Annotated in this window: 20 protein-coding genes; 6 read left to right on the top strand and 14 right to left on the bottom strand. The window is 65.2% G+C overall.

What is annotated here, in order from left to right:
• Positions 1-43: 43 nt before the first annotated feature.
• The 5 genes from ilvN to LWF01_RS04315 all read right to left on the bottom strand — a co-directional run bounded on the left by ilvN (position 44) and on the right by LWF01_RS04315 (position 6,645).
• The gene (gene ilvN, locus LWF01_RS04335; RefSeq protein ID WP_349639816.1) at positions 44-556 is read right to left on the bottom strand and encodes an acetolactate synthase small subunit; all 513 of its coding nucleotides are present in this window, start codon (positions 554-556) and stop codon (positions 44-46) included.
• Positions 556-2,430 (bottom strand): acetolactate synthase large subunit, encoded by a 1,875-nt coding sequence (locus tag LWF01_RS04330; RefSeq protein WP_349639815.1) that lies wholly within the window; start codon positions 2,428-2,430, stop codon positions 556-558. The genes ilvN and LWF01_RS04330 overlap by 1 nt, the downstream gene beginning before the upstream one ends.
• A gap of 276 nt (positions 2,431-2,706) precedes the next feature.
• Positions 2,707-3,810 carry a C39 family peptidase gene (locus LWF01_RS04325; RefSeq protein ID WP_349639814.1) on the bottom strand — a complete coding sequence of 368 codons (1,104 nt, stop codon included), beginning with the start codon at positions 3,808-3,810 and terminating at the stop codon, positions 2,707-2,709.
• Positions 3,811-3,814: 4 nt separating this feature from the next.
• The gene (gene ilvD, locus LWF01_RS04320) at positions 3,815-5,548 is read right to left on the bottom strand and encodes a dihydroxy-acid dehydratase (RefSeq protein WP_349639813.1); all 1,734 of its coding nucleotides are present in this window, start codon (positions 5,546-5,548) and stop codon (positions 3,815-3,817) included.
• 107 nt (positions 5,549-5,655) lie between these two features.
• Positions 5,656-6,645 carry an EamA family transporter gene (locus LWF01_RS04315; protein ID WP_349639812.1) on the bottom strand — a complete coding sequence of 330 codons (990 nt, stop codon included), beginning with the start codon at positions 6,643-6,645 and terminating at the stop codon, positions 5,656-5,658.
• A 72-nt stretch (positions 6,646-6,717) separates the two neighbouring features.
• On the opposite strand from LWF01_RS04315, the gene LWF01_RS04310 reads away from it, so the two are divergent.
• Positions 6,718-7,635 (top strand): LysR family transcriptional regulator, encoded by a 918-nt coding sequence (locus LWF01_RS04310; RefSeq protein WP_349639811.1) that lies wholly within the window; start codon positions 6,718-6,720, stop codon positions 7,633-7,635.
• Here the strand turns inward: LWF01_RS04310 and LWF01_RS04305 are convergent.
• The 4 genes from LWF01_RS04305 to cysK form a co-directional block, all read right to left on the bottom strand.
• Positions 7,632-8,213 carry a hypothetical protein gene (locus tag LWF01_RS04305; protein WP_349639810.1) on the bottom strand — a complete coding sequence of 194 codons (582 nt, stop codon included), beginning with the start codon at positions 8,211-8,213 and terminating at the stop codon, positions 7,632-7,634. The genes LWF01_RS04310 and LWF01_RS04305 overlap by 4 nt on opposite strands.
• Entirely contained in the window at positions 8,213-9,166 is a 954-nt protein-coding gene (locus tag LWF01_RS04300; RefSeq protein ID WP_349639809.1) for a 2-hydroxyacid dehydrogenase, read from the bottom strand. Before LWF01_RS04300 ends, LWF01_RS04305 begins: the two co-directional genes overlap by 1 nt.
• Before the next feature lie 108 nt (positions 9,167-9,274).
• Positions 9,275-9,898 (bottom strand): serine O-acetyltransferase EpsC, encoded by a 624-nt coding sequence (epsC, locus tag LWF01_RS04295; RefSeq protein WP_349639808.1) that lies wholly within the window; start codon positions 9,896-9,898, stop codon positions 9,275-9,277.
• A gap of 14 nt (positions 9,899-9,912) precedes the next feature.
• A complete protein-coding gene (cysK, locus tag LWF01_RS04290; RefSeq protein WP_349639807.1) occupies positions 9,913-10,839 on the bottom strand; it encodes a cysteine synthase A in 927 nt (308 codons plus the stop codon).
• A gap of 208 nt (positions 10,840-11,047) precedes the next feature.
• Here cysK and def point away from each other — a divergent pair, with 208 nt between their 5' ends.
• Positions 11,048-11,620 (top strand): peptide deformylase, encoded by a 573-nt coding sequence (gene def, locus LWF01_RS04285; protein ID WP_349639806.1) that lies wholly within the window; start codon positions 11,048-11,050, stop codon positions 11,618-11,620.
• Here def and LWF01_RS04280 read toward each other — a convergent pair.
• The 3 genes from LWF01_RS04280 to LWF01_RS04270 all read right to left on the bottom strand — a co-directional run bounded on the left by LWF01_RS04280 (position 11,617) and on the right by LWF01_RS04270 (position 15,806).
• Positions 11,617-12,873: a dipeptidase gene (locus LWF01_RS04280; RefSeq protein ID WP_349639805.1), complete on the bottom strand. Its 1,257-nt coding sequence runs from the start codon at positions 12,871-12,873 to the stop codon at positions 11,617-11,619. The genes def and LWF01_RS04280 overlap by 4 nt on opposite strands.
• 8 nt (positions 12,874-12,881) lie before the next feature.
• Positions 12,882-13,907: a hypothetical protein gene (locus LWF01_RS04275; protein ID WP_349639804.1), complete on the bottom strand. Its 1,026-nt coding sequence runs from the start codon at positions 13,905-13,907 to the stop codon at positions 12,882-12,884.
• An 87-nt stretch (positions 13,908-13,994) separates the two neighbouring features.
• Complete coding sequence (locus tag LWF01_RS04270; RefSeq protein WP_349639803.1) at positions 13,995-15,806, bottom strand: gamma-glutamyltransferase family protein; 1,812 nt, start codon at positions 15,804-15,806, stop codon at positions 13,995-13,997.
• Positions 15,807-15,975: 169 nt separating this feature from the next.
• Here LWF01_RS04270 and LWF01_RS04265 point away from each other — a divergent pair, with 169 nt between their 5' ends.
• Genes LWF01_RS04265 through LWF01_RS04250 form a run of 4 tightly spaced genes read left to right on the top strand, consistent with a single transcriptional unit; the run spans position 15,976 to position 21,593 of the window.
• Positions 15,976-17,817 (top strand): ABC transporter substrate-binding protein, encoded by a 1,842-nt coding sequence (locus tag LWF01_RS04265; RefSeq protein WP_349639802.1) that lies wholly within the window; start codon positions 15,976-15,978, stop codon positions 17,815-17,817.
• A 13-nt stretch (positions 17,818-17,830) separates the two neighbouring features.
• Complete coding sequence (locus LWF01_RS04260) at positions 17,831-18,874, top strand: ABC transporter permease (protein ID WP_349639801.1); 1,044 nt, start codon at positions 17,831-17,833, stop codon at positions 18,872-18,874.
• The gene (locus LWF01_RS04255; protein ID WP_349639800.1) at positions 18,871-19,830 is read left to right on the top strand and encodes an ABC transporter permease; all 960 of its coding nucleotides are present in this window, start codon (positions 18,871-18,873) and stop codon (positions 19,828-19,830) included. The genes LWF01_RS04260 and LWF01_RS04255 overlap by 4 nt, the downstream gene beginning before the upstream one ends.
• Positions 19,830-21,593, top strand: coding sequence for an ATP-binding cassette domain-containing protein (locus tag LWF01_RS04250; RefSeq protein ID WP_349639799.1), 1,764 nt, complete (start codon positions 19,830-19,832; stop codon positions 21,591-21,593). The genes LWF01_RS04255 and LWF01_RS04250 overlap by 1 nt, the downstream gene beginning before the upstream one ends.
• On the opposite strand, the gene efeB is transcribed toward LWF01_RS04250, so the two are convergent.
• Together efeB and efeO are read right to left on the bottom strand one after the other, a co-directional pair.
• Complete coding sequence (gene efeB / locus LWF01_RS04245; protein WP_349639798.1) at positions 21,572-22,888, bottom strand: iron uptake transporter deferrochelatase/peroxidase subunit; 1,317 nt, start codon at positions 22,886-22,888, stop codon at positions 21,572-21,574. The two genes, LWF01_RS04250 and efeB, sit on opposite strands and share 22 nt — an antisense overlap.
• 4 nt (positions 22,889-22,892) lie before the next feature.
• Positions 22,893-24,092 (bottom strand): iron uptake system protein EfeO, encoded by a 1,200-nt coding sequence (efeO, locus tag LWF01_RS04240; protein WP_349639797.1) that lies wholly within the window; start codon positions 24,090-24,092, stop codon positions 22,893-22,895.
• Positions 24,093-24,101 lie beyond the last annotated feature (9 nt).

The raw sequence follows: 24,101 nt of genomic DNA, 5'->3' as shown, positions 1-24,101 counted from the left end.
TAAATTTCTCCTTCAATTGATCTTGCTTGTTTCGTAGTTCAGCTTATGCGCTGCGTAGCGCACGGTCGGTAATCGACTTGGACCCTCGTGAGATGGCCACCGCTCCGGACTGCACGATCTCGCGGATCCCGAACGGTTCAAGCACGCGGCGCAGGGCCTCGAGCTTGTCCATCTCTCCTGTGGCTTCCACCGTGACGGCGTCTGGTGTGACGTCGACGACCGTGGCTCGGAACAGTGCCGCCGAGTCGGCCACCTGGGATCGCGTGACCGCGTCGGCTCGCACCTTGTACAGAACGTGAGCCCGTTGCACCGAGTTCTCCGGTTCGAGCTCCACAATTTTGATCACGTTGATCAGCTTGTTCAGCTGTTTGGTGATCTGCTCGAGCGGCGCGGACGCCACATCGACGACGAAGGTGACCCGGGACAGCTCGTCGACCTCGGTCACTCCGACCGCGAGCGAATGAATGTTGAATCCACGGCGGGCAATCAGGCCGGTCAGCCGGGCGAGCACGCCCGGCTTGTTCTCGACAAGTACTGACAGTGTGTGGCGGGACATTAGTCTTCCTCCCGATCGAAGTTGGGGCTGACGCCGAGGGCGTACTGGATTTCGTCGTTGCTGACCCCTGCGGCCACCATCGGCCAGACCATGGCATCCCGGTGCACCACGAAGTCGACGACAACCGGGCGATCGTTGATGCTCATCGCCTTCTCGATCGTCGCGTCAACGTCCTCCGGCCGCTCGCAGCGCAAGCCAACCGCGCCGTAGGCATCCGCCAACTTGACGAAATCAGGAATCCGAACCGTGTCCGGGCCGGTGTTCAGATCGGTGTTGGAGTACCGGCCGCCGTAGAACAGTGTCTGCCACTGCCGCACCATGCCGAGCGACGAGTTGTTGATCACCGCCACCTTGATCGGGATGTTGTTGATCGTGCAGGTGGCCAATTCCTGGTTTGTCATCTGGAAGCAGCCGTCGCCGTCGATCGCCCAGACGACGCGATCCGGTTCGGCAACCTTTGCGCCCATTGCCGCCGGAACCGAGTACCCCATGGTGCCGAGGCCGCCGGAGTTGAGCCAGGAGTTCGGCCGCTCGTACTTCACGAACTGTGCTGCCCACATCTGGTGTTGCCCGACGCCGGCCACGTAGATGGCCTCCGGACCCGCATGCGCGCTGATCCGCTCGATGACGTGCTGCGGGTTGCCGCTGCCGTCCTCCGCCTTGTCGTAGCCGAGCGGATAGGTTTCGCGCAGTTCGTCCAGCACGCCCCACCAGGCGGTCCGTTCGCGATCCATATCGTCGAGATGGTGAGCGGTCAGTTCATCGATCAGGTCGGCGATCACCTCGCGAGCATCACCGACGATTGGTACGTCGGCGATCCGGTTCTTCGAGATCTCTGCCGGGTCGATATCCGCGTGGATGACTTTGGCCTGAGGTGCGAAGGATTCCAGCTTGCCCGTCACCCGGTCGTCGAATCGGGCGGCAAGCGAGATCAGCAGGTCGGACTTCTGGATGCTGGCCACCGCCGGGACGGTGCCGTGCATTCCGGGCATGCCGAGGTGCTGCCGGTGTGAATCCGGGAAGACTCCGCGCGCCATCAGGGTGGTGACAACCGGGATGTTCGTCAGTTCCGCAAGCCTGAGCAGTTCCTTGTCGGCGCGCGCACGGATGACGCCGCCGCCGACATAGAAGACCGGGCGCTTGGCGGCAGCAATCAGCTTTGCCGCCTCACGGATCTGCTTGGCGTGCGGCTTGGTCACCGGCCGGTACCCCGGAAGCTCAGGCTGCGGATCCCATTCGAAATCGCAGATCGCCTGCTGGGCGTCCTTGGTGATGTCGACCAGCACCGGACCGGGGCGGCCGGTCGAGGCGATGTGGAATGCCGCGGCGATGGCGCTGGGGATGTCCTCGGCTTTCTGCACCAGGAAGCTGTGCTTGGTCACCGGCAGGGTCATACCGACGATGTCGGCTTCCTGGAATGCGTCGGTACCGAGCATGGACGAGGCCTGCTGCCCGGTGATCGCCACGAGCGGCACGGAGTCCATGTGCGCGTCGGCTATCGCGGTGATCAGGTTGGTGGCGCCAGGCCCGGAGGTGGCAATACAGACTCCGACCCTGCCGCTCGCCACCGCGTATCCTTCGGCGGCGTGGCCGGCGCCTTGTTCGTGCCGGACCAGGATATGGCGGACCTTGGTGGACGCCATCAACGGGTCGTAGGTCGGCAGGATGGTGCCGCCGGGAATGCCAAAGACGGTGTCGACGCCAAGAAGCTCTAGCGAGCGCACGACTGCCTGCGCTCCGGATAGCTGCTCTTTGGGCTGCGGCTTTGAGTCCTGCTCCGGGTTCTGTAGCGAACGAACCGGGGGTGCGGGCTTTGCTACAGCAGGGCGGCTCGGGGCATCGACGCCCCGTGCTGGCTGGTCTGGCGTAACCATCGAATGGCTCCTTGCTGATTGAGCTTTAGTTGTTGATGCAAACCCCTGCGCGATGTGGCATAAAAAAACCCCTTCGATTGTCTTCGAGGGGGCGCGCGCGGGACGTAGTGACCGTCAGCTGTACGGGGTTACCGCGCGCTGCATAATGACTACGAGAAGGACTGTTTGCACGATATAACCTTCACTCAGGGGCGAGAACGATGTCAATAAATGGGCAAGCTGATCTCAGATGCTGGATTTACCCGGACGTCAAAGTAGTTCCGGGTCTGGTGCCGGTCAACCGGTGATCCCCGCCGGGCCGGCACCCTCATCGCCGCAGACGTAGGCGATTCCGGCAGACGCCGACGCCGGCAACCAGGCTCGTTCGAACGCGCCCCTCGGGTAGGTCCGCCGCGCGCCCTCCGGCGTCGGAGCGGCCGGGTCGTAGACGATGACATCGCCCTCGGCCGAGAAGCCGGCGATCACCAGCAAGTGTCCCTCGGTGTCGTAGCCGGCCTCAGGCATTGTCTTGCGGTTCAGCGTGACGCTCGCGATGACCGGTCGCTCACGTTCCAGATGCGGCTCGACGTCACGCAGGTCCCGCAGCCGGCTGACATAGAGATCCACCCCGTGGGACTGTGCGAACGCAGCATTGAACGCCCAATTGCCGGTCCCGCGGTAGGAGTAGTCGTAAGTAGCCCGGGCGGCATCGACAACGTCGGATCGCGGATCCGTCGCGTCGCCCAGATAACCGAGCAACATCGCCGTCGACGTCGGCGAGCACCAGGCGTCTCCCCCGCCGCCGAGCTCGGGATGGGTCCCGGCATGCACCCGCTGCGAGCGGGCAGGAACCTCGAGTTCGATCGCCGCCTGCCGGGTGTAAGGGCTGGTCGTGCCGGTCTCCGCCCCTGCTCCGCGCGAGGTCAGCACGGTCACCGAGCCCAGTCGCGCAACGTCCGCCGAACCGGCTGGCCGCAACAGGCTGACCCGCAGTTGCAGGGCGGCCAGCGGGCTGTTGTCGACCGACGCCAGGAAGGTATCGGCATCCACCCTGCCGAACACATTGTGCTGACCGCGCACCGTGCAGCGATGGATGTCCGCCGGGAAGTCGTTTCCCGCCGTCCAGCGCGCCGTCACGAACCACTGCTCGCCCGGCCGATGGGACCACGCCGCCGATCCGTGCCCGGCGACTCTGAGCTCGACCTGAATCCAGCAGCCTGGCGGCGTCTCGGCAGCCCAGCTCGGAATTACCTGGTCGAATTCACCGGGCAGCAGCTCCTCGGAGGTCCACCGGACGCATTCGTACTCCCGATCCACGGCGTCACCATAAGGATCGCGATAGCGAAGCACTCCGACATCGCTGAATTCGAAAGGACCGGTGAACCGCTGAACCCTGATCACGGCGTCAGCCGCAAACCGCGCCCTCCGAGGCGGACGTCACGAGCTTTGCGTACTTGGCCAGCACTCCGCGGGTGTAGACCGGCGGCAGCGGCTCCCAGCCGGCCTTCCGACCGGACAGCTCGTCCTCGCTGATCAGCAGGTCCATGCTGCGGTTGGCGATATCGACCCTGATCGTGTCACCGTCGCGCACGAAGGCGATCGGGCCGCCGTCGACTGCCTCGGGCGCGACATGGCCGATGCACAGGCCAGTCGTGCCTCCGGAGAACCGGCCATCGGTCAGCAGCAGCACGTCCTTGCCAAGACCCGCCCCCTTGATCGCACCGGTAATCGCCAGCATCTCGCGCATGCCCGGGCCGCCCTTCGGACCCTCATAGCGAATCACGATGACCTCACCCGGGTTGATTTCGCCATCGAGCACCGCACGCATTGCGGACTGCTCGCGCTCGAAGACGCGGGCGGTTCCCTCGAAGACGTCGGTGTCGAAACCCGCGGTCTTCACGACAGAGCCGCCCGGGGCAAGCGAGCCGTGCAGCACGGTCAGTCCACCGGTCTTGTGAATCGGGTTGTCCATCGCACGCAGGATCTTGCCGTCCGGGTCCGGCGGGTTGACCTCGGCGAGATTCTCCGCGACTGTCTTGCCGGTCACGGTCAGGCAGTCACCGTTCAGCAGGCCGGCGTCGAGCAGTGCCTTCATGATCACCGGCACACCGCCGATCTTGTGCACGTCGTTCATCACGTACCGGCCGAACGGCTTGAGATCGCCGAGATGCGGAACCTTGTCGCCGACCCGGTTGAAGTCGGAAAGCTGGAGATCGACCTCGGCCTCGCGGGCAATTGCCATCAGATGCAGCACGGCGTTGGTCGAACCCCCGAAGGCCATGGTCACCGCGATGGCGTTCTCCAGGGATTCCTTGGTGATGACGTCGCGGGTGGTGATGCCGCGGCGCAGCAACTCGACGACGGCGACGCCGGACTCCTTGGCAAAACGATCGCGCGCCCGGTCGATGGCGGGAGGGGCCGCCGAACCCGGCAGCGACATTCCCATCGCCTCGGCGGCAGAGGCCATCGTGTTGGCGGTGTACATGCCGCCGCAGGCACCCTCGCCCGGACAAACCGCCTTTTCGATCGCGGTCAGATCCTCCATCGACATCTTGCCGGCACGGCAAGCCCCGACTGCTTCGAAGGCGTCGATCAGGGTGACCTCCTTCTCGGTGCCGTCCGACATCTTCGCGAATCCCGGCATGATCGAGCCGTTGTAGAGGAAGACGCTTGACAGGCCGAGCCGGGCCGCAGCCATCAGCATGCCGGGGATCGACTTGTCGCAACCGGCCAGCAGAACGGAGCCGTCCAGACGTTCCGCACTCATAACCGTCTCGACCGAATCGGTGATCACTTCGCGGGACACCAGCGAGAAGTGCATTCCCTCATGTCCCATCGAGATGCCGTCGGACACCGAGATCGTGCCGAACTCCAGCGGGTAGCCGCCCGCCTCATGCACGCCCTCTTTGGCGGCCTTGGCCAGCCGCTCCAGGGAGAGATTGCATGGCGTGATCTCGTTCCAGGAGGATCCGACGCCGATCTGCGGCTTCTCCCAGTCGTCGTCGCCCATCCCGACGGCGCGGAGCATGCCTCGGGAGGCTGTTTTCTCGATGCCGTCGGTGACGTCGCGGGAACGGGGCTTGATGTCTGGCTTTTCGGCTGCTGGGCCGCCCGGATTATTCGTCGATGCGGAAGTCATGCTCACGAGTGTAGGACCGATGCTCTCAGCCCGTCACAGCGCCCATATTCCGATACGAATATCTTGCCAAAAGAGACACCGGCTATCGACTACGCCGTCCGCCCGGGCTATCGCCCGACGATTCTTTGCTCCGCGGGGTCGACGACGGGGTCGGCGACGGGATCGACGACGTTCGCGGGTGCCTCCGAGCTGGCGCCGGCGGGCATCGGCCTGCGAAGTCTGCGGAGCGGCTTGCGAAACCGCAGGCTTGCCAGCAGCACGCCGGAGATTACGATTCCCGCGCCGACTATCTGCAGTCCGCTGATTCGTTCTCCGAGCATGAACGCAGAGGACGACAGCCCGATCACCGGCACCAGCATCGAGAATGGCGCAACCGTGCTCGAGGGATACTTCGACATCAGCGTGGTCCAGATGCCGGACCCGAGAATCGTTGCAATCAGCACGATGTAGAGCACGCCGAGCACCGCTGGCAGGGCGTCCACGGTGAAGGCCGTGGACAGCGATGCGCCGATCGCCGTCGGGCCCTCGATCATCATCGAGAGCGCGAACATCGGCAGCGGCGGGACGACCGACATCCACAATGTGAGCCGCAGCGGGCTGTCCGGCCGCGCCTGGCGCGAGCAGAGGTTGCCGATCGACCAGCCCAGGGCGCCCAGCAGCGTGAGGACCACCGGCATCAGCGAGGACACCTGGGCCTGATGGGCGGCAATGATTCCCAGGCCGGCGACAGCTAGCAGCACACCGATTCCCTGGATCGGGGTGAGCCTCTCGCGCAGGAACAACCCGGCGAGCACAACGGTGAACGGCGCGGATGCCTGCAACACGAGCGAGGCAAGCCCGGTCGGCATCCCGCTGCTCATCCCGAGGTAGAGGAACGCGAACTGCAGCACGCCGAAACCGACGCCGTAGCCCAGCAGCCAGCGCCATTTCACCTGCGGCCGGCGAACGAACAGCACGGTCGGCACGGCAAGCAGCGCAAAGCGAAGGGCGACCAGCAGGAATGGCGGGAACTGCTCGAGGGCGTAGGCCGTTGCTGGAAAATTCAGCCCCCACATCACGGCAACCGATATGGCGAGGAGGCGGTCACGGGCGGTCATGCGTTCAATTCTGGCCGCTGGGACACTTCAGCACAATCGCAGCGTACTACCGTAATACTTTAGACTGCCTACATGGACGTTTCGCATCTGAGCCTGCTGCGCGAACTCGCAGAACGAGGCAGCATCACCGCGGTTGCCGAGGCGACCCACCGAACCCCGTCTGCCGTGTCGCAGCAACTAAAGACAATGCAGCGCGAGCTCGGCGCACCCCTGGTGGAGCGGCACGGCCGCGGCGTCAGGCTGACTTCCGCCGGGAACACCCTGGCAGCGGCGGCGGTCGATGTCGCGACGGCCCTATCCACCGCACAGGCGGTGTGGGACGAATTCCGCGGCAGCAACAGCGGCACCGTCGATCTAGTGCTCTTCCCCTCGGCCGGCCAGCTCCTGTTGCCTCGACTACTGGCCAAGGAAGATCTGCTGTCCGGGATCGAACTGCGCTGCGACGACCGGGACGTACGGACGGAAGCCTTCGCAGCACTGACCGCCGATGCCGACATCGTCGTCGCACACCACGTATTCGAGCCGCCACCGTGGACCGGATCCAGGCTCACTGCCGTGCCGCTGCTGCGCGAGCCGCTGGACATCGCACTGCCAGAGGACCACCCCCTGGCCGCCAAAACAACGTGTTCGCCGCGTGACGTGCGAGGCGAACGCTGGATCGGCGTGCCCGAGGGGTTTCCGTTCGATCATCTGGTCAAGCAGATCGGCGACCTGGCAGGTCAGCCGGTGACCGTGGTGCAACGGCTCCGGGACAACCGGATCATCGAGGCACTGGTTGCCGCGGGTCACGGAATCTCAGTTCTGCCACGCTACGCGCAGGCAGCGACCCCGGGTTCCGGCGTCGTGTTGAGGCCGATCACCGGCCTGAAAGCCGGACGGCGCATGGTCGCGCTGATGCGGCCGGACCGGGCGGAACGCCGGGCGGTCCGACAGGTGCTCCGCGGCTTGACCGAGGCAGCCGCAGAGATCACCGCCGGCGACAGTTCCTAGCCGAGCACGAGCGAGTCGCCGAGGCTCACAGTGCCCGCCTCGGTCGGCACGCTTCGATAGCCGCGGATGCCGTGATCCAGGAAGTCCAGCGCGGCACGCACTGCGTCGGACACCTCGGAGGTGGGTTCCTCCCGGAGGCAGTAGCGGGAGAATTCGACGCAGGGCTTGGCCACCCGGACGCTGCTCAGCCGCACGTCCCCGCCAGCTGTGCGCAGGGTGACCTCGGCTGGGATCTCCCGGTTGGCCAGGCCGGCGGGCGCGTCAACCAGCAGGGTCTCCCCCGCCACCTGGTCGAAGATATGCGTGCCGTACTCGGCCCGGATCTTCTCATAGTCGCCGGTACCCATGAACGTGATCGCGGAGCGCCCCTTCGGATCCCGGGTCCTCGGGTGGTTGCGATTGTGCACATCAAGCTGGGTCGTTCCGGCCTCGTCGGTGTGCCAGACGCCGGTGAGGTCGAAGTCGATCCGAGTCACGGGCAGCCGCACCTCGGGCAAGTATCGGCGCAGCGGGGCCTTCCCGGGCTTCATCCGGTCGCGCTGAATCTGGATTCCGACGATCGGAAATTGCTCAGGCATCAGGCGTCGACCCGGTTCATCAGGTCCTCGCCCGCGCAGATCCTGCGCAGCTGTTCTGCCAGCAGGTTCTCGATTCGCGGAACGAACGCGCTGGTGTTCCCGCCGACATGCGGCGTGACCAAGGTGTTCGGCGTCCGCCACAGCGGGTGTCCTTCCGGCAGCGGCTCGGGGTCCACGACGTCGAGGGCGGCGTGCAACCGGCCGGAAGCGAGCTCGGCAACCAGTGCGTCGGTATCGACGACCGGGCCCCGGGCGACGTTGACGATCAGGGCGCCGTCCGGCAGTCGGGCGAGGAAGTCCTTATCGACAAGATGGTGGGTTTCGTCGGTCAGCGGCGTGATCAGGATGACGACCTCGGCTGTCGGCAGCAGCCGTGGCAGATCGCCGGCATCGAAGACATGGCCCCGCTCGTCGTCTCGCTCGCGGGTGCCGACCCTGGTCAGGTCGACCTCGAAGGGATCGAGCCGCTTGGCGATCTCCTCGCCGATACCACCGACGCCGATCAGCAGTACCCGGCGATCCGCAAGCGAAAGCCTCCGGGTCGGCGACCATTTTTCCTCCCTCATGTCGCGAGCGGCGTCATCGATGCCACGCAGCGAGGCGAGCGCGAGGCCGACTGCGAGTTCCGCGGTCGCCGCGGCATGCACGCCGGAGGCGCTGGACACCGCAACACCGGGACCTGCAGCCTCAAGCACTCCGTCGTAGCCAGTGCTCTGACCCTGGACGAACTTGAGGTTCGGCAGCTCCGGGAGCCTGGCCAGGGTCTCTGCCGTGCCCAGGTACGGCAGGATCACGGCATCGATATCGTCGACCGACGTGCCCTGCGGGTTTTCGGTACCGTTCCAGATGACGAAGTTCAGCTTGCCGGTACTGTTCTCGTCTACCCGGGCCCGGACCGCGTCGAGCAGGTCGGCGGCGGGAAAGGCGATTGTTGTGATGTCCATCGTCGTCATGGCTCGATTCTGCCACGGCCCCACGTGGGCCCGCCCGGCTGGCGGCGTCCGGCCGCTGTCATCCGGCGCCAACCGGCAGCGTCCGGCACCAACTGGCGGCGTCGGTAGTTAGATCCAGAGCGCCGGATCGGCAAGTTCCCATTCGACCGCGGCATCGGCGGCCTGCGACGGCACCGCGAGCGGCGGGGTGGTGGAGCGGGGCTGCCGGAGCTTCGCCGGGACACCGACCGCGATACTGTCCGCCGGGACGTCGTGCACAACCACGGCGTTTGCCCCGATCTGCGCGTTGTCGCCGATGTGAACCGGGCCGAGCACCGCAGCCCCGGCGCCGACCGTCACGTTGTTGCCCAGGGTCGGATGCCGCTTCACCTGCTGCATGGAACGACCGCCAAGGGTCACGCCGTGGTACAGGAAGACGTCGTCGCCGATTTCCGCGGTCTCACCGATCACCACACCGATCGCGTGGTCGATGAAGAACCGCCGGCCGATCTTCGCGCCGGGGTGAATCTCGACGCCGGTTGCGGTCCTGACCGCCTGCGACAGCAGACGCGCGGGTACCCGCATGCCCGGCATATTCCACAGTGCGTGGATGCCGCGATGTGCCCAGATCGCGTGCAGGCCCGGGTAGGACAGCAGCATCACGACCTTGCTGCGCGCCGCCGGATCGCGGCGCACAGCAGTGGCGAGGTCTTCGGACAGGCGCGCGCGCCAGCCGAGTGATTCGTTAGACACTTCTCGAGTACCGCTTAGTCCATGTATTCGGCGAACAGCGGCGTCGAGAGGTAGCGCTCGCCGAATGAGGGAATGATCACGACGATCCGCTTGCCGGCGTTTTCCGGCCGGGAGGCAACCTGGCGTGCAGCCCACACCGCGGCGCCGGAGGAGATACCGACCAGAAGGCCTTCATCCCTGGCCACCTGGCGTGCCGACTCGAAGGCGTCGTCGTTGCTGACATCGACGATTTCGTCGTAGACGTCGGTGTCCAGGATTTCCGGCACGAAGTTCGCCCCGATGCCCTGGATCTTGTGGCCGCCGGGCTGACCGCCGTTAAGGATTGCCGAGTCCGCGGGCTCCACGCCGATCACCTTGACGTCTGGATTGCGTTCCTTCAGCACCCGGCCGACGCCGGTTATGGTGCCACCGGTGCCGATCCCGGCGATGAAGATGTCCAGCTTGCCGTCTGTATCGGCCAGGATCTCCTGCGCGGTGGCGTCCCGGTGGATTTGCACATTGGCCTCGTTGGCGAACTGCCGAACCAGTACCGCCCCTTCTGCGCCGAGCTCTTCGGCTTTAGCGACTGCGCCCTTCATGCCTTCGGCCGCCGGCGTCAGCTCGAGCTGTGCGCCGAACGCTCGAAGCAGTGCGCGGCGTTCCTTACTCATCGACTCCGGCATCGTGAGGATGACCTTGTAGCCGCGTGCCGCGCCGACCATGGCCAGCGCGATTCCGGTGTTGCCGCTGGTGGCTTCGACGATCGTGCCGCCGGGGGTCAGCTGACCGGACTTCTCCGCCGCATCGACCATGGAGACGCCGATCCGGTCCTTGACGCTGTTGGTCGGATTGTAGAACTCAAGCTTGCCGATGATTTCGGCTCCGGTGTCTTCGCTGGCCTTGTTGAGGCGAACCAGCGGGGTACGTCCGACGAGTTCGGTGACATCGTTGTAAATCGGCATGAACTTACACCTCTTCTTGAAAAAGAAAACTACTGATCAGTTGGGGGTCGGCGCACTTCGTACATGCGCCTCGCACCAGCCAATGGCTTCAGCTGCTGATTGTTGTGTCAACTATTTTGACTGAACAACGTCGATTCGACCAACTTACATTCCTCTGGCTGCCGGGGCTGGACTCGGCCTCGGCTCTCCTGGCCTAGAATCGATCACCGTGACTATTCATCCCATCGTCGTTCTTGGCGAACCCGTTCTGCACCGTCGAGCATCGGAGGTTGCTGAGTTCGACGACGATCTGCGCCGGCTGATCGACGACATGTACGACACGCTTGCCGCGTCCAACGGCGTCGGCCTTGCCGCACCCCAGATCGGTGTGGCCTTAAGAATCTTCGTCTATGACGCGCCCGACGACGACGGGGAACAACACCGGGGCGTGTTCGTGAATCCGACGCTGGTGAACAGCAAGGTGCCGGGCACCGCGCCGGACCGTGACGACGACACGGAAGGATGCCTGTCCGTGCCGGGTGAGGACTTTCCGCTCAAACGTGCCGACTGGGTAAAGGTCTCAGCCCTCGACGGCGACGGACATCCGGTCGAGCTCGAAGCGCGCGGCTGGCTGGCACGGGTGATGCAGCACGAATTCGACCATCTGAACGGCACGCTGTACGTCGACCGGCTCAGCGAACGCTGGTCGAAGAAGGCTCGCAAGCTGATCAGGTCAAACGGCTGGGGCGTGCCGGGGCTCTCCTGGATGCCGGGCGTCGATCCCGACCCGTTCGGCCACTAGCACTCCGGCCAGAGTGGCTCGTGCGCAGCGTGCTCGACGGCGCGCATGACCCGCAGCACATTGCGCCCGGCCAGCTTCTGCAGGTCGGCTCCGGACCAGCCCCGCGACGCGAGTTCGGAGAACAGCGCGGGGTATCGGCTGACGTTCTCCAGTCCGATCGGCAGCGTCGAGGTGCCATCGTAATCACCGCCAATGCCGATGTGATCGATTCCGGCAGCCTCCCGCGCATGCTCCAGGTGGCTGACCACATCGGACAGATCGGCCTCCGGCCGGGGGTTCTCCTCGATCCAGCTGTTCAGCGCTGCCCGTGCCTCGGCAGGTTTACCCTCGTCCTCGTCGGCCGCGAGCAGCTCATCGTTGCGCCGGCGCACCGACTCCAGCGATTCACCCGGCTTCGGCGCGACAGCGAAGTCGGACCGCAACGCTGAGGATCCAGGATGGCCCTGCGGCGTGTGCGGGTCGAGACCGAGCTCGACCCGTTTGGCGAGCATCTCCCGGCGCCAGTCGACGCACGGCTGCGAGATGAATCCCGGCACGAACGTTATCTGCACGACCCCGCCGTTACCGGCGAGTTCGGCCAGTACCGCGTCTGAAACATTCCGCGGATGGTCGGCGACCGCCCTGGCCGAGGAATGCGAAAAGATCACCGGCGCGGATGTCGTCGCGAGCGCATCGAGCTGGGTTGACTCGGCGGTGTGGGACAGATCGACGATCATGCCGATCCGGTTCATTTCCGTGACTATTGCCCGCCCGGCCTCGTTCAGCCCCGTGCTCTGCCGGACACCTGTAGCCGAGGCGGCCCACGATGTGTCGTCGTTGTGGGTCAGGGTCATGTACCGCACGCCGAGCCGGCCGAACATTCGCAGCGCGCCTAGCGATTCCGCGATTGAATGGCCGCCCTCGATGCCGATCAGCGAGGCGATCCGTCCGCTGCCGAAAACCCGTTCGACATCGTCGGCGGTGCAGGCCAGGCCGAATGTGTCCGGATAGGCGGCAACAATCCGGTGTACAGCGTCGACCTGCTCAAGCGTGGCGACGACTGCCGCGTCCTCTGAAATATCCGATGGCACCCAGACCGACCAGAACTGGCCGCCGACCTTGCCCTGCCGAAGTTTCACGATGTCGGTGTGCAATTCAGGACGCTCCACATCGAGGCGAGCCACGGAGTAGCCGGCTTTCTCTCGCAGCGCGGCCGGAAGATCGTTGTGGCCATCGATCAGCGGGGTGGCGTCAAGAAGCCCCGGTACCTGCATGTTTGTCCCTACTTTTCGTCGGTTTCGAGATAGTCAACCGTGACGGCCAGATCACTGAGGATCGCATCGACCGTTTCGGCGTTGACTTCGGTGTCGGACTTCAGTTCCCTCAGTTGCTCGTCCGCGTGCTCATCGCCCGCGGTCGCCGCCATCACGTCGAGCACCCGGTCGGAAAGTGAGTTCGCGCGCTCGATCTGCTCAAGCTGCCACAACCGCCCATCCAGTTCTCGCAATTGCTCCAGGTAGTCGTGCATTGTCACCACCCGGGCCGCCAGGGATGCGAAGGCGGCGTCGAGGCTGCGAACGTGTTCCTCGACGACTGGCTGGGTTGCCGGCGACCGGCTGGTTTCGAGCTCGGTTCGAAGCCGACGGATTTCAAGTAGCCTGCGACCGATCTGCCCGACGTTCTCGTCCAGATCGAGCCGCGCGGGGTGGCTGTCGAGCAGCGGTGATTTCCAGGAGTTCGTTGCGGCGATCCGCTCTGCGATCCGGACGCTGAGGTGAAAGAGCCGCTCCTCGTCGGTGCTGCGGGCGATGCCGTGCATCCGACGGAAGCCGAGATCGGCCGGCGTGATCCAGACCGCCTTCTGCGCCGCGGCGCGATCGGCCTTGCGAAGCCGCCGCGGATCGCGCCAATAGCGCAGCCCGGCGATGGAAGCGCCAACTCCGCCCACCGCAAACACCGTGCCGAAGACAATTCCGGCCGTCCCGTCGCCGATCAGCCCGATCCAGTTCGACGGAAAGACGACTGCCGCGGTGGCAACATCGGCCGCTACTGCCGTCCCACCGACCCCGGTTGCCACTACGCCGCTGCGGATGAAGTTCCGGCCGAGCAGCTGCTGGGGATAGAACCGCATTGCGGTGCCCGGCTTCAGCGGGACCTTCCGGGCGGACCAACGTTCGCGGACCACGGCGGGGACGCTGGCAAGATCGAGGACCCGGTATGCGGGGCGGTCAGTTCCGACCTCAACCCGGTGCAGTTGTTTCCAGCCCGGCACGACGCCGCTGCGCCACACCCGGGGCACTTTGGGCACAACAACCACTCCTGCCTGGCAACCGTCGCATCGAAAGTATCAGTCTATTGGCTCACACCTGGCCGCGGCAGCCGCAGCGCACGCCGATCACCTGCCGACGGCGTAGCCCTGCATCCCGCGCGGATTCGCGGCAGCGGTGAGTACGCCGGTCTCCGGGTCCCTGCCGACGCTCGACAGCCGGCCAAGCGCCCAGTCCCCCGCCCTGGTCACCCGGTGGCCCCGGGCCTCGAGGCTTGCGATCACATCGTCGCCGAGCCGGTCTTCGACCACGGCGCCACCGGGCTCCCAGGTCCGCGGCCAGAACGAGCCGGGCATCGAGGTGGTGTGGAACGCCGGGGCGTCGATAGCCTCCTGCTGGCCGTAGCCACCGACCAGCATCCTGAGCAGAAACAGCAATTGCCATTGATCCTGCTGGTCGCCGCCGGGCGAACCGAGAGCGAGCACAGCCTCGCCTTCGCGGATGACCAGGGTCGGGGTCAACGTGCTGCGCGGACGCCTGCCGGGCACGAGCGCGGAGGGCGACTCGGGATCGAGCCAGTTCATCTGCAGCCGGGTACCCAGGCAGAAGCCGAGACTCGGAATGTACGGCGACGATTGCAGCCAGCCGCCGGACGGCGTCGCCGAGATCATGTTGCCCTGCGAGTCGACGATGTCCAGGTGGCAGGTGTCACCGCGCACCTCACCGTTCGGCCGGACGGTGGGTTCGCCCGCAGCGCCCGAGACGGCCTGAGCCAACGCTCCGATCCGCAACTGCGCTCCGGTCCGCAACTGCGGCCGGTACGCCGGATGGCCGTCGATCGCGCCTGGCCGGAATTCGGCCGAGGCTTGCGCGCCGATCTGCGCCCGGCGCCCGGCCGCGTACGCATCGGAGAGCAGGGTCCTAAGCAGGCTGACCGGCATGTCCTCGCCGTAGTACGCCTCCCGGTCTGCCAGGCACAGTTTGAGCGTCTCCAGAACTATGTGCGCGCCGGAGGCAGTCGACGGGTCTATGTCGTCGTCATCGAAGCCGTCCAGGATCTTCAGCGCTTGCAGCAGCGCCGGGCCCTGGCTCCAGCCGGATACCTTGACGATGGTGTGACCGCGGAAGTCTATAGTCGCTGGCTCTTCCCAGTCGGCCCGGAAGCCGCGCAGATCGTCCCGGTTGAGCACTCCGGCATGATCCGTGCCGCTGGAATGCCGGTGCGGCTCCCGGACGAAGTCCTCGATCTCCCGGGCAACGAACCCTTCCGCCCAGGCCGACCGCACCCCCTCGATCCGGGCTTCCCGATCGCCGTCCGCTCCGGCTCGGGATCGTCCCTCGGCCAGCAGTCGTTCCATTGTGTCCGCCCAGGCAGGGTTGCGGATCAGTTCGCCCTCGACCGGCAATCGTCCGCCTGGCATCCACTGCTCCGATGAGCCCGGCCAGTGCTCGGCGAACAGGTCACTGACGGTGCGAATCGTCGTCGCCACCTGGCCCAGCACCGGGTGTCCGTTGCGCGCATAGTCGATCGCGTACTGCCAGAGCTCGTCGAGCTCCCAGCTGCCATAGTCACGACTGAGCAGCAACCAGGCGTCCACCGCTCCGGGCACCGCTGCGGCGAGCGCTCCCGCGCCGGGAATCAGATGCAGGCCCTCGGCGTGGAAATGCTCGATTGACGCGCCGGCCGGCGCCGGGCCCTGCCCCATCAGCACCCGTGGACTCTGCTGGTGGGCGGCCTTGATGATTGCGGTCAGATCGCCGCCGGGGCCGTTCAGGTGCGGTTCGACGACGTGCAGCACGAAGCCTGCGGCGACGGCGGCGTCATACGCGTTGCCGCCCCGTTCCAGCACGGATGACGCCGTCGCCGACGCGAGCCAGTGTGTGGAGGCCGCCATCCCGAATGTGCCGCGCAGAGTTGGCCTGGTGGTGAATGAGGTCATACAGCTATCTGTACACCCCGGCATCCGGATGTCCGCGAGCGCGGTGTCCGGATCACGGTTCAATTACCGGTTCCCGGCAAGACCCGTAAGTCGTTGACACTATTGGCACCATGATGGTTGATTAGCTTCATTCGGCTTATCGTGCTCCCCTTGGCACCCTGGAGGAAAAATGGCGTTCACCCCACCCACGGCCGGCGGCCGGTTGCTCAGCCGCCCACTCGCCCTGTTGGCATCGCTGGCGATCGCGGGCGGCATCTGCTTCGCGCCGATGTCGCCGGCCTCGGCCACCCCGGAGGCGAGTGACACCAGCAAAGTGATCAAGGTCGCGACGAACGCCACGATTGACACCTTCAACCCGTTCATCTCCATTTACGCCACGCCGACCGGAATCAATCGGATGGTGTACGAAAACCTGGTGCAGTACAGCGCCGAAGATTCCTCGGACACCGAGGGGCTTGCCGAGAAGTGGGAAACCAGCAGCGACGGGAAGACCTGGACATTTCACCTCCGGCCGGGCATGAAGTGGTCTGACGGCGAGCCGATCACGGCCAAAGACCCCAAATGGACCTACGAGCAGATGATGAACAACGAGGTGATGGGGTCCGCCAACGGCTCCCTGGTCAGCAACTTCGACACAGTCGAGACTCCGGACGACACCACGCTGGTGATCACCATGAAGGAACCCCAGGCGTCCAACCCCGGCGTGGAGATACCGGTGGTTCCGGAGCACGTCTGGTCGAAGCTGGATGACCCGGGCAAGCACGAAAACAACAAGGACGTCGTGGGATCCGGTCCGTACACGCTGAAGTCGTACAAGCCGAGCCAGTCCGTCGAACTGACCGCGAATCCGAACTTCTGGCGGGGTGCTCCGAAAGTCGACGGCATCCAGTACATCTATTACAAGAACACCGACGCCCAGGTTCAGGCACTCCGGGCGGGCGAGGTGGATATCGTCAGCAAACTGACCCCTGCCCAGTTCAAGGCGTTGGAGGGCCAGGACGGAATCACAACCAATTCCGGCAAGGGGCGGCGCTTCACCGGGCTCGGCCTGAATTCCGGCGCGGAGTCGAAAGACGGCAAGCCGATGGGCGATGGACATCCGGTGCTCAAGGACGTTGCTGTGCGCACCGCGATCCGGCAGGCCATCGACACCGAAACCATGATGGCCAAGGTGCTCGACGGCCACGGCACGCTGGCGACCTCGTTCATCCCGGCGGTATTCCCGAAGTGGCATCTGGATGACACCTCGGTGTTGAAGGGCTACGATCCCGAGGCCGCGAACAAGATGCTCGACGAGGCGGGTTACAAGCGGGGCGACGACGGCATCCGGCTCGACAAGCAGGGCAAGCCGATCAAGTTGCGCCTACTCGGCACCAGCGACGAACCCGACGAGCAGCAGATGGCCGACTTCATCGGGCCGTGGCTGAAGGAAGTCGGCATCGATACGGCGGTTGAGATGACCGACGGCGACACTGTGTCGGTCGACTCGACAATGGGAAATTACGACATGTACTTCACAGCCTGGGGCGTCGGAGCGGACCCGGACTTCCAGTTGGGCATCAACACCTGCGATTCCCGCCCGGATGAAAAGGGTGAGGGCGCCACCTCGATGGACAACTGGTGCGATCCGGAGTTCGACAAGCTGTACAACCAGCAGCATGCCGAGCTCGATCCGGAGAAACGCAGCCAGCTGGTGAAGGAAGCGCAGAAGGTGCACTACGCCGCCACGCCATCGATTGACTTCTGGTACAAGGACTCGCTTGAGGCCTACCGCTCGGATCGATTCACCAACCTGACCAAGCAGCCCATCGAGGGCGGCGTGATCACCGAACAGTCCGGTTACTGGTCGTTCTATGGCGCAACCCCGGTGGACGAGACCAAGACAGCTGCCGATGCCGATTCAGGGATGAGCGTCGGGCTGTGGATCGGCGTCGGTATCGCTGTAGCAGCCGGTATCGTCGGCGCAGTGATATTTGCCCGGAGCCGGAAAACCGCGGACGAGCGCGAGTAGGGAGTCAACTTTCATGTCCAGTGCGCCGGGTGCGCAGGACGTGGCCGCGACCGAGACAGATCGGACAGACGATGTCCGGCAAGGTACGTCGTTCTGGCGTTACGCCGGCCGAAAGGCCGGCGGCGCCCTGGTCAGTCTCGCGATGGTTGTCGTCCTCGGTTTCTTTGCCTTCAGGATCCTTCCGGGCGATCCCGTTCTGACCCTGACCCGGGGCAAACGGGTCGATGCCGAGCAGGTCGCCGCGCTTCGGCGCGAGTTCGGTCTGGACGAATCGTTGTGGAACCAGTTCCTGATCTATCTCAGGAACCTGTCTCACGGGGACCTGGGTGATTCGTACACGTTTCGACGCCCGGTGGCCGACCTGATCTACGACCACCTGGGCCCGACACTTTTGCTCACCGGTGTTTCCGCTGTGCTCGCCATCGCGCTCGGGCTGTGGGTCGGCCAGAAGGCGGCCTGGCGCCGGGAGAGCTTCTTCGACCGGGCGAGCACCGGAACGGCGCTGGTGCTGTGGTCGGTGCCGACCTTCTGGCTCGGCCTACTGCTTTTGCTGATCTTCGGCGGCACGCTGCAGATTCTGCCTACCGCCGGCATGGTGACAACCGGCCTTGACGCGACCGGTATCGACTATGTCGTCGATGTCGCAAGGCATCTCGTGCTGCCGGTCATCACGATGGTCGCGGTCACCTATGCGCAGTACGTTCTGGTGATGCGCGCCTCGCTGATCGAGGAGATGACCTCCGACTACCTGGTCACCGCGCGGGCCAAGGGCCTGCGCGAAGACCTCGTCCGTCGTCGGCACGCCATCCCGAACGCCCTTCTGCCGACTGTGACCCTCGTCTTCATGCATATCGGCGGGCTGATCTCCGGAGCGGTCACCGTTGAAACTGTGTTCTCCTGGCCGGGTCTCGGCTATCTCACCTTCCAGGCGCTCACCGGCCCCGACCTGCCACTGTTGCAAGGAACCTTCGTTGTGTTCTCGTTTATCGTCATCGTGATGAACTTCATCGCCGACCTGCTGTACCGCGTCCTTGACCCTCGGGTGCGTGCGGCATGACGACTCAACGAACTGAAGCCCCGGGCTCTCCAGCTCCAGGCTCGCCGCGCTCAGCAGCAAAGCCGCCGCACTCGGCACGCAGCGTCGCCAACGCCCGCCGACGTCAGCGACTCGTCGAGGTGTGGACCGAGTTCCGCAAGAGCCCCAGCGGGCTCTTCGGACTGATCTTCCTGATCATCGTGATTCTGCTGGCGATTCTTGCCCCGGTGATCGCCGACCGCTCACTGCTCGACGTCACCCAGATCGACAATGCGGCCAACGAGCCACCTTCGATGCAGAATCCGCTCGGCACCGATCCCTCCGGCCGCTCGGTCCTGGTGATGCTGCTGTGGGGCTCCCGGGTGTCGTTGATGGTCGGCGTGGCTGCCACCGCGATGTCCATGGTGATCGGCACGGTTGTCGGTATGGCAGCCGGCCACTTCGGCGGCCTCGGCGGGGCACTACTGATGCGAGTCGTCGACTTCTTCCTGGTGCTGCCCTCCCTCGTGCTCGCCATCGTGCTGTCCAGCGTGCTGCAGCGCGGCGTGTGGACGATCGTCATCGCCATCGGCATAACATCCTGGGCCGGGACGGCACGCGTTGTGCGGTCGCAGACCCTGACGATCGAATCCAGGTCCTATATCGAGCGATCACTGGCACTCGGCGCCGGTCATCGGCATATCATCGGCAGGCATGTTCTGCCCGCCGTCATGCCGCTCGTTATGGCGAACACCACCCTGACGGTTGGCGCCGCGATCATCGCCGAGTCAACGCTGTCCTTCCTCGGGCTCGGCGACACGACGCAGACCTCGTGGGGCTCGATGCTGAAGCTGTCGATGGACTCCGGCGCGGCGACGGGTGGCTACTGGTGGTTCGTGCTGCCGCCGGGCCTCGCGATAGTCGTCGTGGTGCTCGCCTTCACCCTGGTCGGCCGGGCTTTCGAATCCGTTATCAATCCAACGCTCAGAGGACGCTAATGCCCGACCTTCGCTTCGACGGTGTCAGCATCAGCTACACGACCCAATCGGATTCCGGCCGCGGAGAGGTTCCGGCCGTCGTCGACCTGAATCTGGATATCCCGGCCGGGACCACGCTCGGCATCGCCGGAGAATCCGGCTCGGGCAAATCCACTCTCGCGATGGCCGTGCTGCGCCTGCTGCCCCGCAATGCGCGGATTTCCGGCCGGATCATGCTTGGCGAGCGAAACGTGCTCGAGCTGAGCTTCGGCCAGCTGCGCGCTGTGCGCTGGAGCGAGGCGGCGATCGTATTCCAGGGCGCGATGCACTCGCTGAACCCGGTTCGGAAGATCGGCCCGCAGATCGCCGAGGCGCTCGAACTGCATATCAAGGACGACTACCGCACCGAGGATGCCCGCAGAAGCCGGGTACTGGATCTGCTCGCGCAGGTGGACCTTCCCGCGGTGAAAGCTGACGCCTTTCCGCATGAACTGTCCGGCGGCCAGAAGCAGCGGGTGATGATCGCGATGGCGCTGGCCTGCGACCCGGAGGTGATAATTGCCGACGAGCCGACGACGGCGCTGGACGTTGTGGTCCAGGCTCAGGTGCTCGATGTGCTGGGCGCGCTGGTCAGGGATCGTGGCATCACACTGCTGATGATCAGTCACGACCTTTCGGTTCTCGGCGCGGCGTGCTCGAAGATCGCTGTGATGCAGGCCGGCAGAATCGTCGAGGAAGGCCCCTCGGAACAGATCGTGAACGCTCCCCGGCACCCACACACCCAGGCGCTGGCCGAGGCCTTTCCCACCATCGGCGACCCGGCGTCCCGGCTGAATCCGGTGAGCCGGCACTCGGCGGACGAAGCTGCCGCCCTCACCGGAGCCGCCGCCGTCACCGGAACCGCCGGGCCGATCGATGACCGGACTCCTGCGGACGGTGCGCAGCCGGAGCGGGAAGTGCTGCTCGAGGCGAGAAACCTGAACGTTTCGTTCCGCGGCCGATCCGGGACCGTGCAGGCGGTCAAGGACGTATCGCTGCGCGCTCATGCGGGTGAGGTCGTTGCGCTGGTCGGTCAGTCCGGCTCAGGCAAGACGACGCTCGCCCGCACCCTGCTGGCGTTGCAGGGAGCCGATAGCGGACAGGTGCTGTTCCGCGGCGAGCCAGTAACGGCAAGGGCCGGCCAGCTCAAGTCCTATCGCCGGCAGGTTCAGCTCATCCTGCAAGACCCGAGCAGCGCGCTCAACCCGAAGCACTCAATTTACGAATCCGTGGCCGAGGGCATTCGAATCCATGGCCTCCCCGGCGATGAACGGGAGCGGGTCTCGGCGGCGATGAAGCTCGCCGAGCTGAACCCGCCGGAACAGTTCTTCTCCGCAATCCCCCAGGAGCTTTCCGGCGGTCAGCGACAGCGCGTCGTAATCGCGGGCGCACTGGCGCTGGAACCGGATTTTCTGGTGGCCGATGAGCCGGTGGCATCGCTGGACGCCTCGGTGCGCGGCGAGATCCTCGCGCTCTTGCTCAGGTTGAAGAACACGTTGAACCTCGGCGCTCTGGTGATAACCCACGACCTGGGCCTGGCCTGGAACATCGCCGACCGCGTGCTGGTGATGTATCAGGGCCGGATCGTCGAGGCCGGCCCGGTCGAGGATGTGCTGCTCCGCCCGCAGCACGAGTACACCCGGAAACTGCTGTCCGTCGTGCCGGTCGCTGACGGCCGGCTACCCATCGACGCGCCGGAAGACGCGCCGGAAGGCCTCGCTGGTCAGTCCGCGAACAGCCGCTGACCGATGAAGCCTCCGTCGCTGATGCCGGGCGGCACCGCGAACAGACCGCTGGAGACATGCCGGACGTACTCATTCATCGCGTCCCGGCGAAGGTTGGCCTGAATCGCCGAGAAGCCGGTGCGGTGGTCGCTTTGGAAGCTGATGAAGAACAATCCGGCATTCAGTCTGCCCAGTTCGTCGTTGCCGTCCACGTAGTTGTAGCCACGGCGCAACAGCTGGATACCGGAATTCTGCTTCGGATGCGCCAGCCGGACGTGCGCCGCGACATCGATCATCGGGTTCCCGCCGGTGCCGGGGGCCGCGAAGTCGGGCTCGTCGAACTCCTTGCCGCCGGATAGCGGGCCGCCTTCGCCCTTGCTGCGCCCGAAGACCCGTTCCTGCTCCTGCAGTGATTGCCGATCCCAGGTCTCGATGATCATCCGGATCTTCCGGGCGACCAGGTAGGAGCCGCCGTTCATCCACGCTTCGCTGCCGCTGCCCTTCGCCCACACCCACTTGTTGACAGTGCCTGCATCCTCTGACTTGATGCTCGCGGTGCCGTCCTTGAAGCCGAACAGGTTGCGCGGGGTGGTCTGACTTTTGGAGGTCGACGACGTCCGGCCGAAACCAAGCTGGGACCAGCGGATGGACGCCCGCCCGAACGCGATCCGGGAGAGGTTTCTGATCGCGTGCACGGCGATTTGCGGGTCGTCCGCACAGGCCTGCACGCAGAGGTCGCCGTCGCTTGAGGCCTCCGACAGGCTGTCGATCGCAAATGGCGGGATCGGCTCAAGTGCGTCCGGCATCCTCCTCCCCAGACCGAAGCGATCGTCACCGTCCTTCGTCCGGAACAGGCTGCGACCGAAGCCGAACGTTATCGTCAGCCCGGCGGCAGGCAGGCCCAGCGCTTCGCCGGTGTCTTCGGGCGGAGCCGACTGCGGGCCGCCGACCGCACCGTGCCGGCCGATGTCCTGCCCGGCGGTCATATTCGCCGCTGCTACCGTCCAGTCCTGCAGCAGCTCGATCAGCTCGTCCCTTGACACGTCGAGCACATCGAATGCCGCGAAGTGCAGCCGGTCCTGCGCGGGCGTGACTATGCCCGCCTGGTGTTCGCCGTAGAAGGGATACGTCGTGCCGCTGCCGCCATTGAACTCCTCGTACGCTGCCATGGCACCGACGCCGATTGCCGCGCCGGCCACCGAAGCACCGCCGAGGCCGAACAGCGCGCGGCGGGACAGCCTGAGCTTCGCCGGCTTTGCTGGCGTTGCCGGCTTTTCCGGCTTTTCCGGCTTTTCCGGATCAGTGGGTGAAGCCATAGGCCTAGCTGTCCGCCTGGATGCCCAAAACGGCCGATGTCAGCTGGGACAGGGGCTCGCTCAGGGCATTGACCTGATCGGAAAGCTCCTTGATCTCGTCCTTCGACAGCTTGTCGTAGCTGGTGAAGCCCTTCTCCGGGTCACCGTACTTGGCCAGAAGCTCGTCCATCGCCTTGAACTGACCGTCGATCTTGCTGACCAGCGCCTTGCCCTCGTCGCCTTTCGATGCCGCCAGGTCGCGGACGTTCCCATAGGCTACCGAGGCACCCTCGACATTGGCTTTGACGTCGGAAAGGTCGGTGTGCGAGAACTCTTCCTCCTCGCCGGTGATTTTCGATGAGGCGACCTCGTCGAGCAGGCCGATGGCACCGTTCGAGATGGCACCGATGTCCAGGCCGGCGGAGAACTCATCGGCGTAGACCGCCTTGTACAGGTCTTTGGTGTCGCTGACCAGCAGCTCGGCAAGCCGGTCGCGTTCCTGATCGGAGCTGCCCTGGAATCCCTCGGGCGCCCAGAGGTCCTTTTCGATCCGGTGCCAGCCGGTCCAGTCGATGCCTTCTTCCTTGGCCATCGGCTCGCGGAAATCGAGCTTCGGGTCGAGATCGCCGAAGGATTCGGCCGTCGGCTCGATTCGTTCGTAACTCGCCCGAGTGCTGGCGTAGAGGTCGCGGGCCTTGTCGTCATCGCCGGCCCGATATGCCTTGGCGAATTCTTCGGTGCCGGTGACGAGCTCGGCAACCTGATCCTTGACGTAGGCAACGTAGTTGTCCACCGCCGCCTGGACCTGCTCGTCATCGCTGCCCGGGTTGGCTTCTGCGCCGGAATCGGTGACCTTGAATGCTGCCATTCCTACGCCTTCGCCGACCATTCCCGGCTTGCACGAGGTGAAGTAGTCACCGGGCTGCACGCTGATCGTGAAGTCAGTGGTGGTTCCGGCGAGGATGTTCTCCTTCTCGCCGACGATGCGCAGCTTGTCCTCGGCAAGAACATAGAACTCGGTGACCCGGTCTGTCTTGTTCGTGATCCGGAAGGTCGCCGTCCCGCTGGGAGCCTCGGCGGCCGACACCGCGCAGTCCTGGTCGGTGCTGGTCACGGTGATCGCCTTTGCCGCGGCGTCCGAGCTGGCCGGAACCTTCGCAGTACAGCCTGAGAGGGCGAAAACGGTCAGCGCTGCGGCCGCAACCGGGTACTTGAGATGACGCAAGGGATTAGC

The organism is Saxibacter everestensis (assembly GCF_025787225.1).
Classification (GTDB): Bacteria; Actinomycetota; Actinomycetes; order Actinomycetales; family Brevibacteriaceae; genus Saxibacter; species Saxibacter everestensis.
Note: the sequence above shows the minus strand (reverse complement) of the source record. Positions and strands in the feature narration are given on the sequence as shown.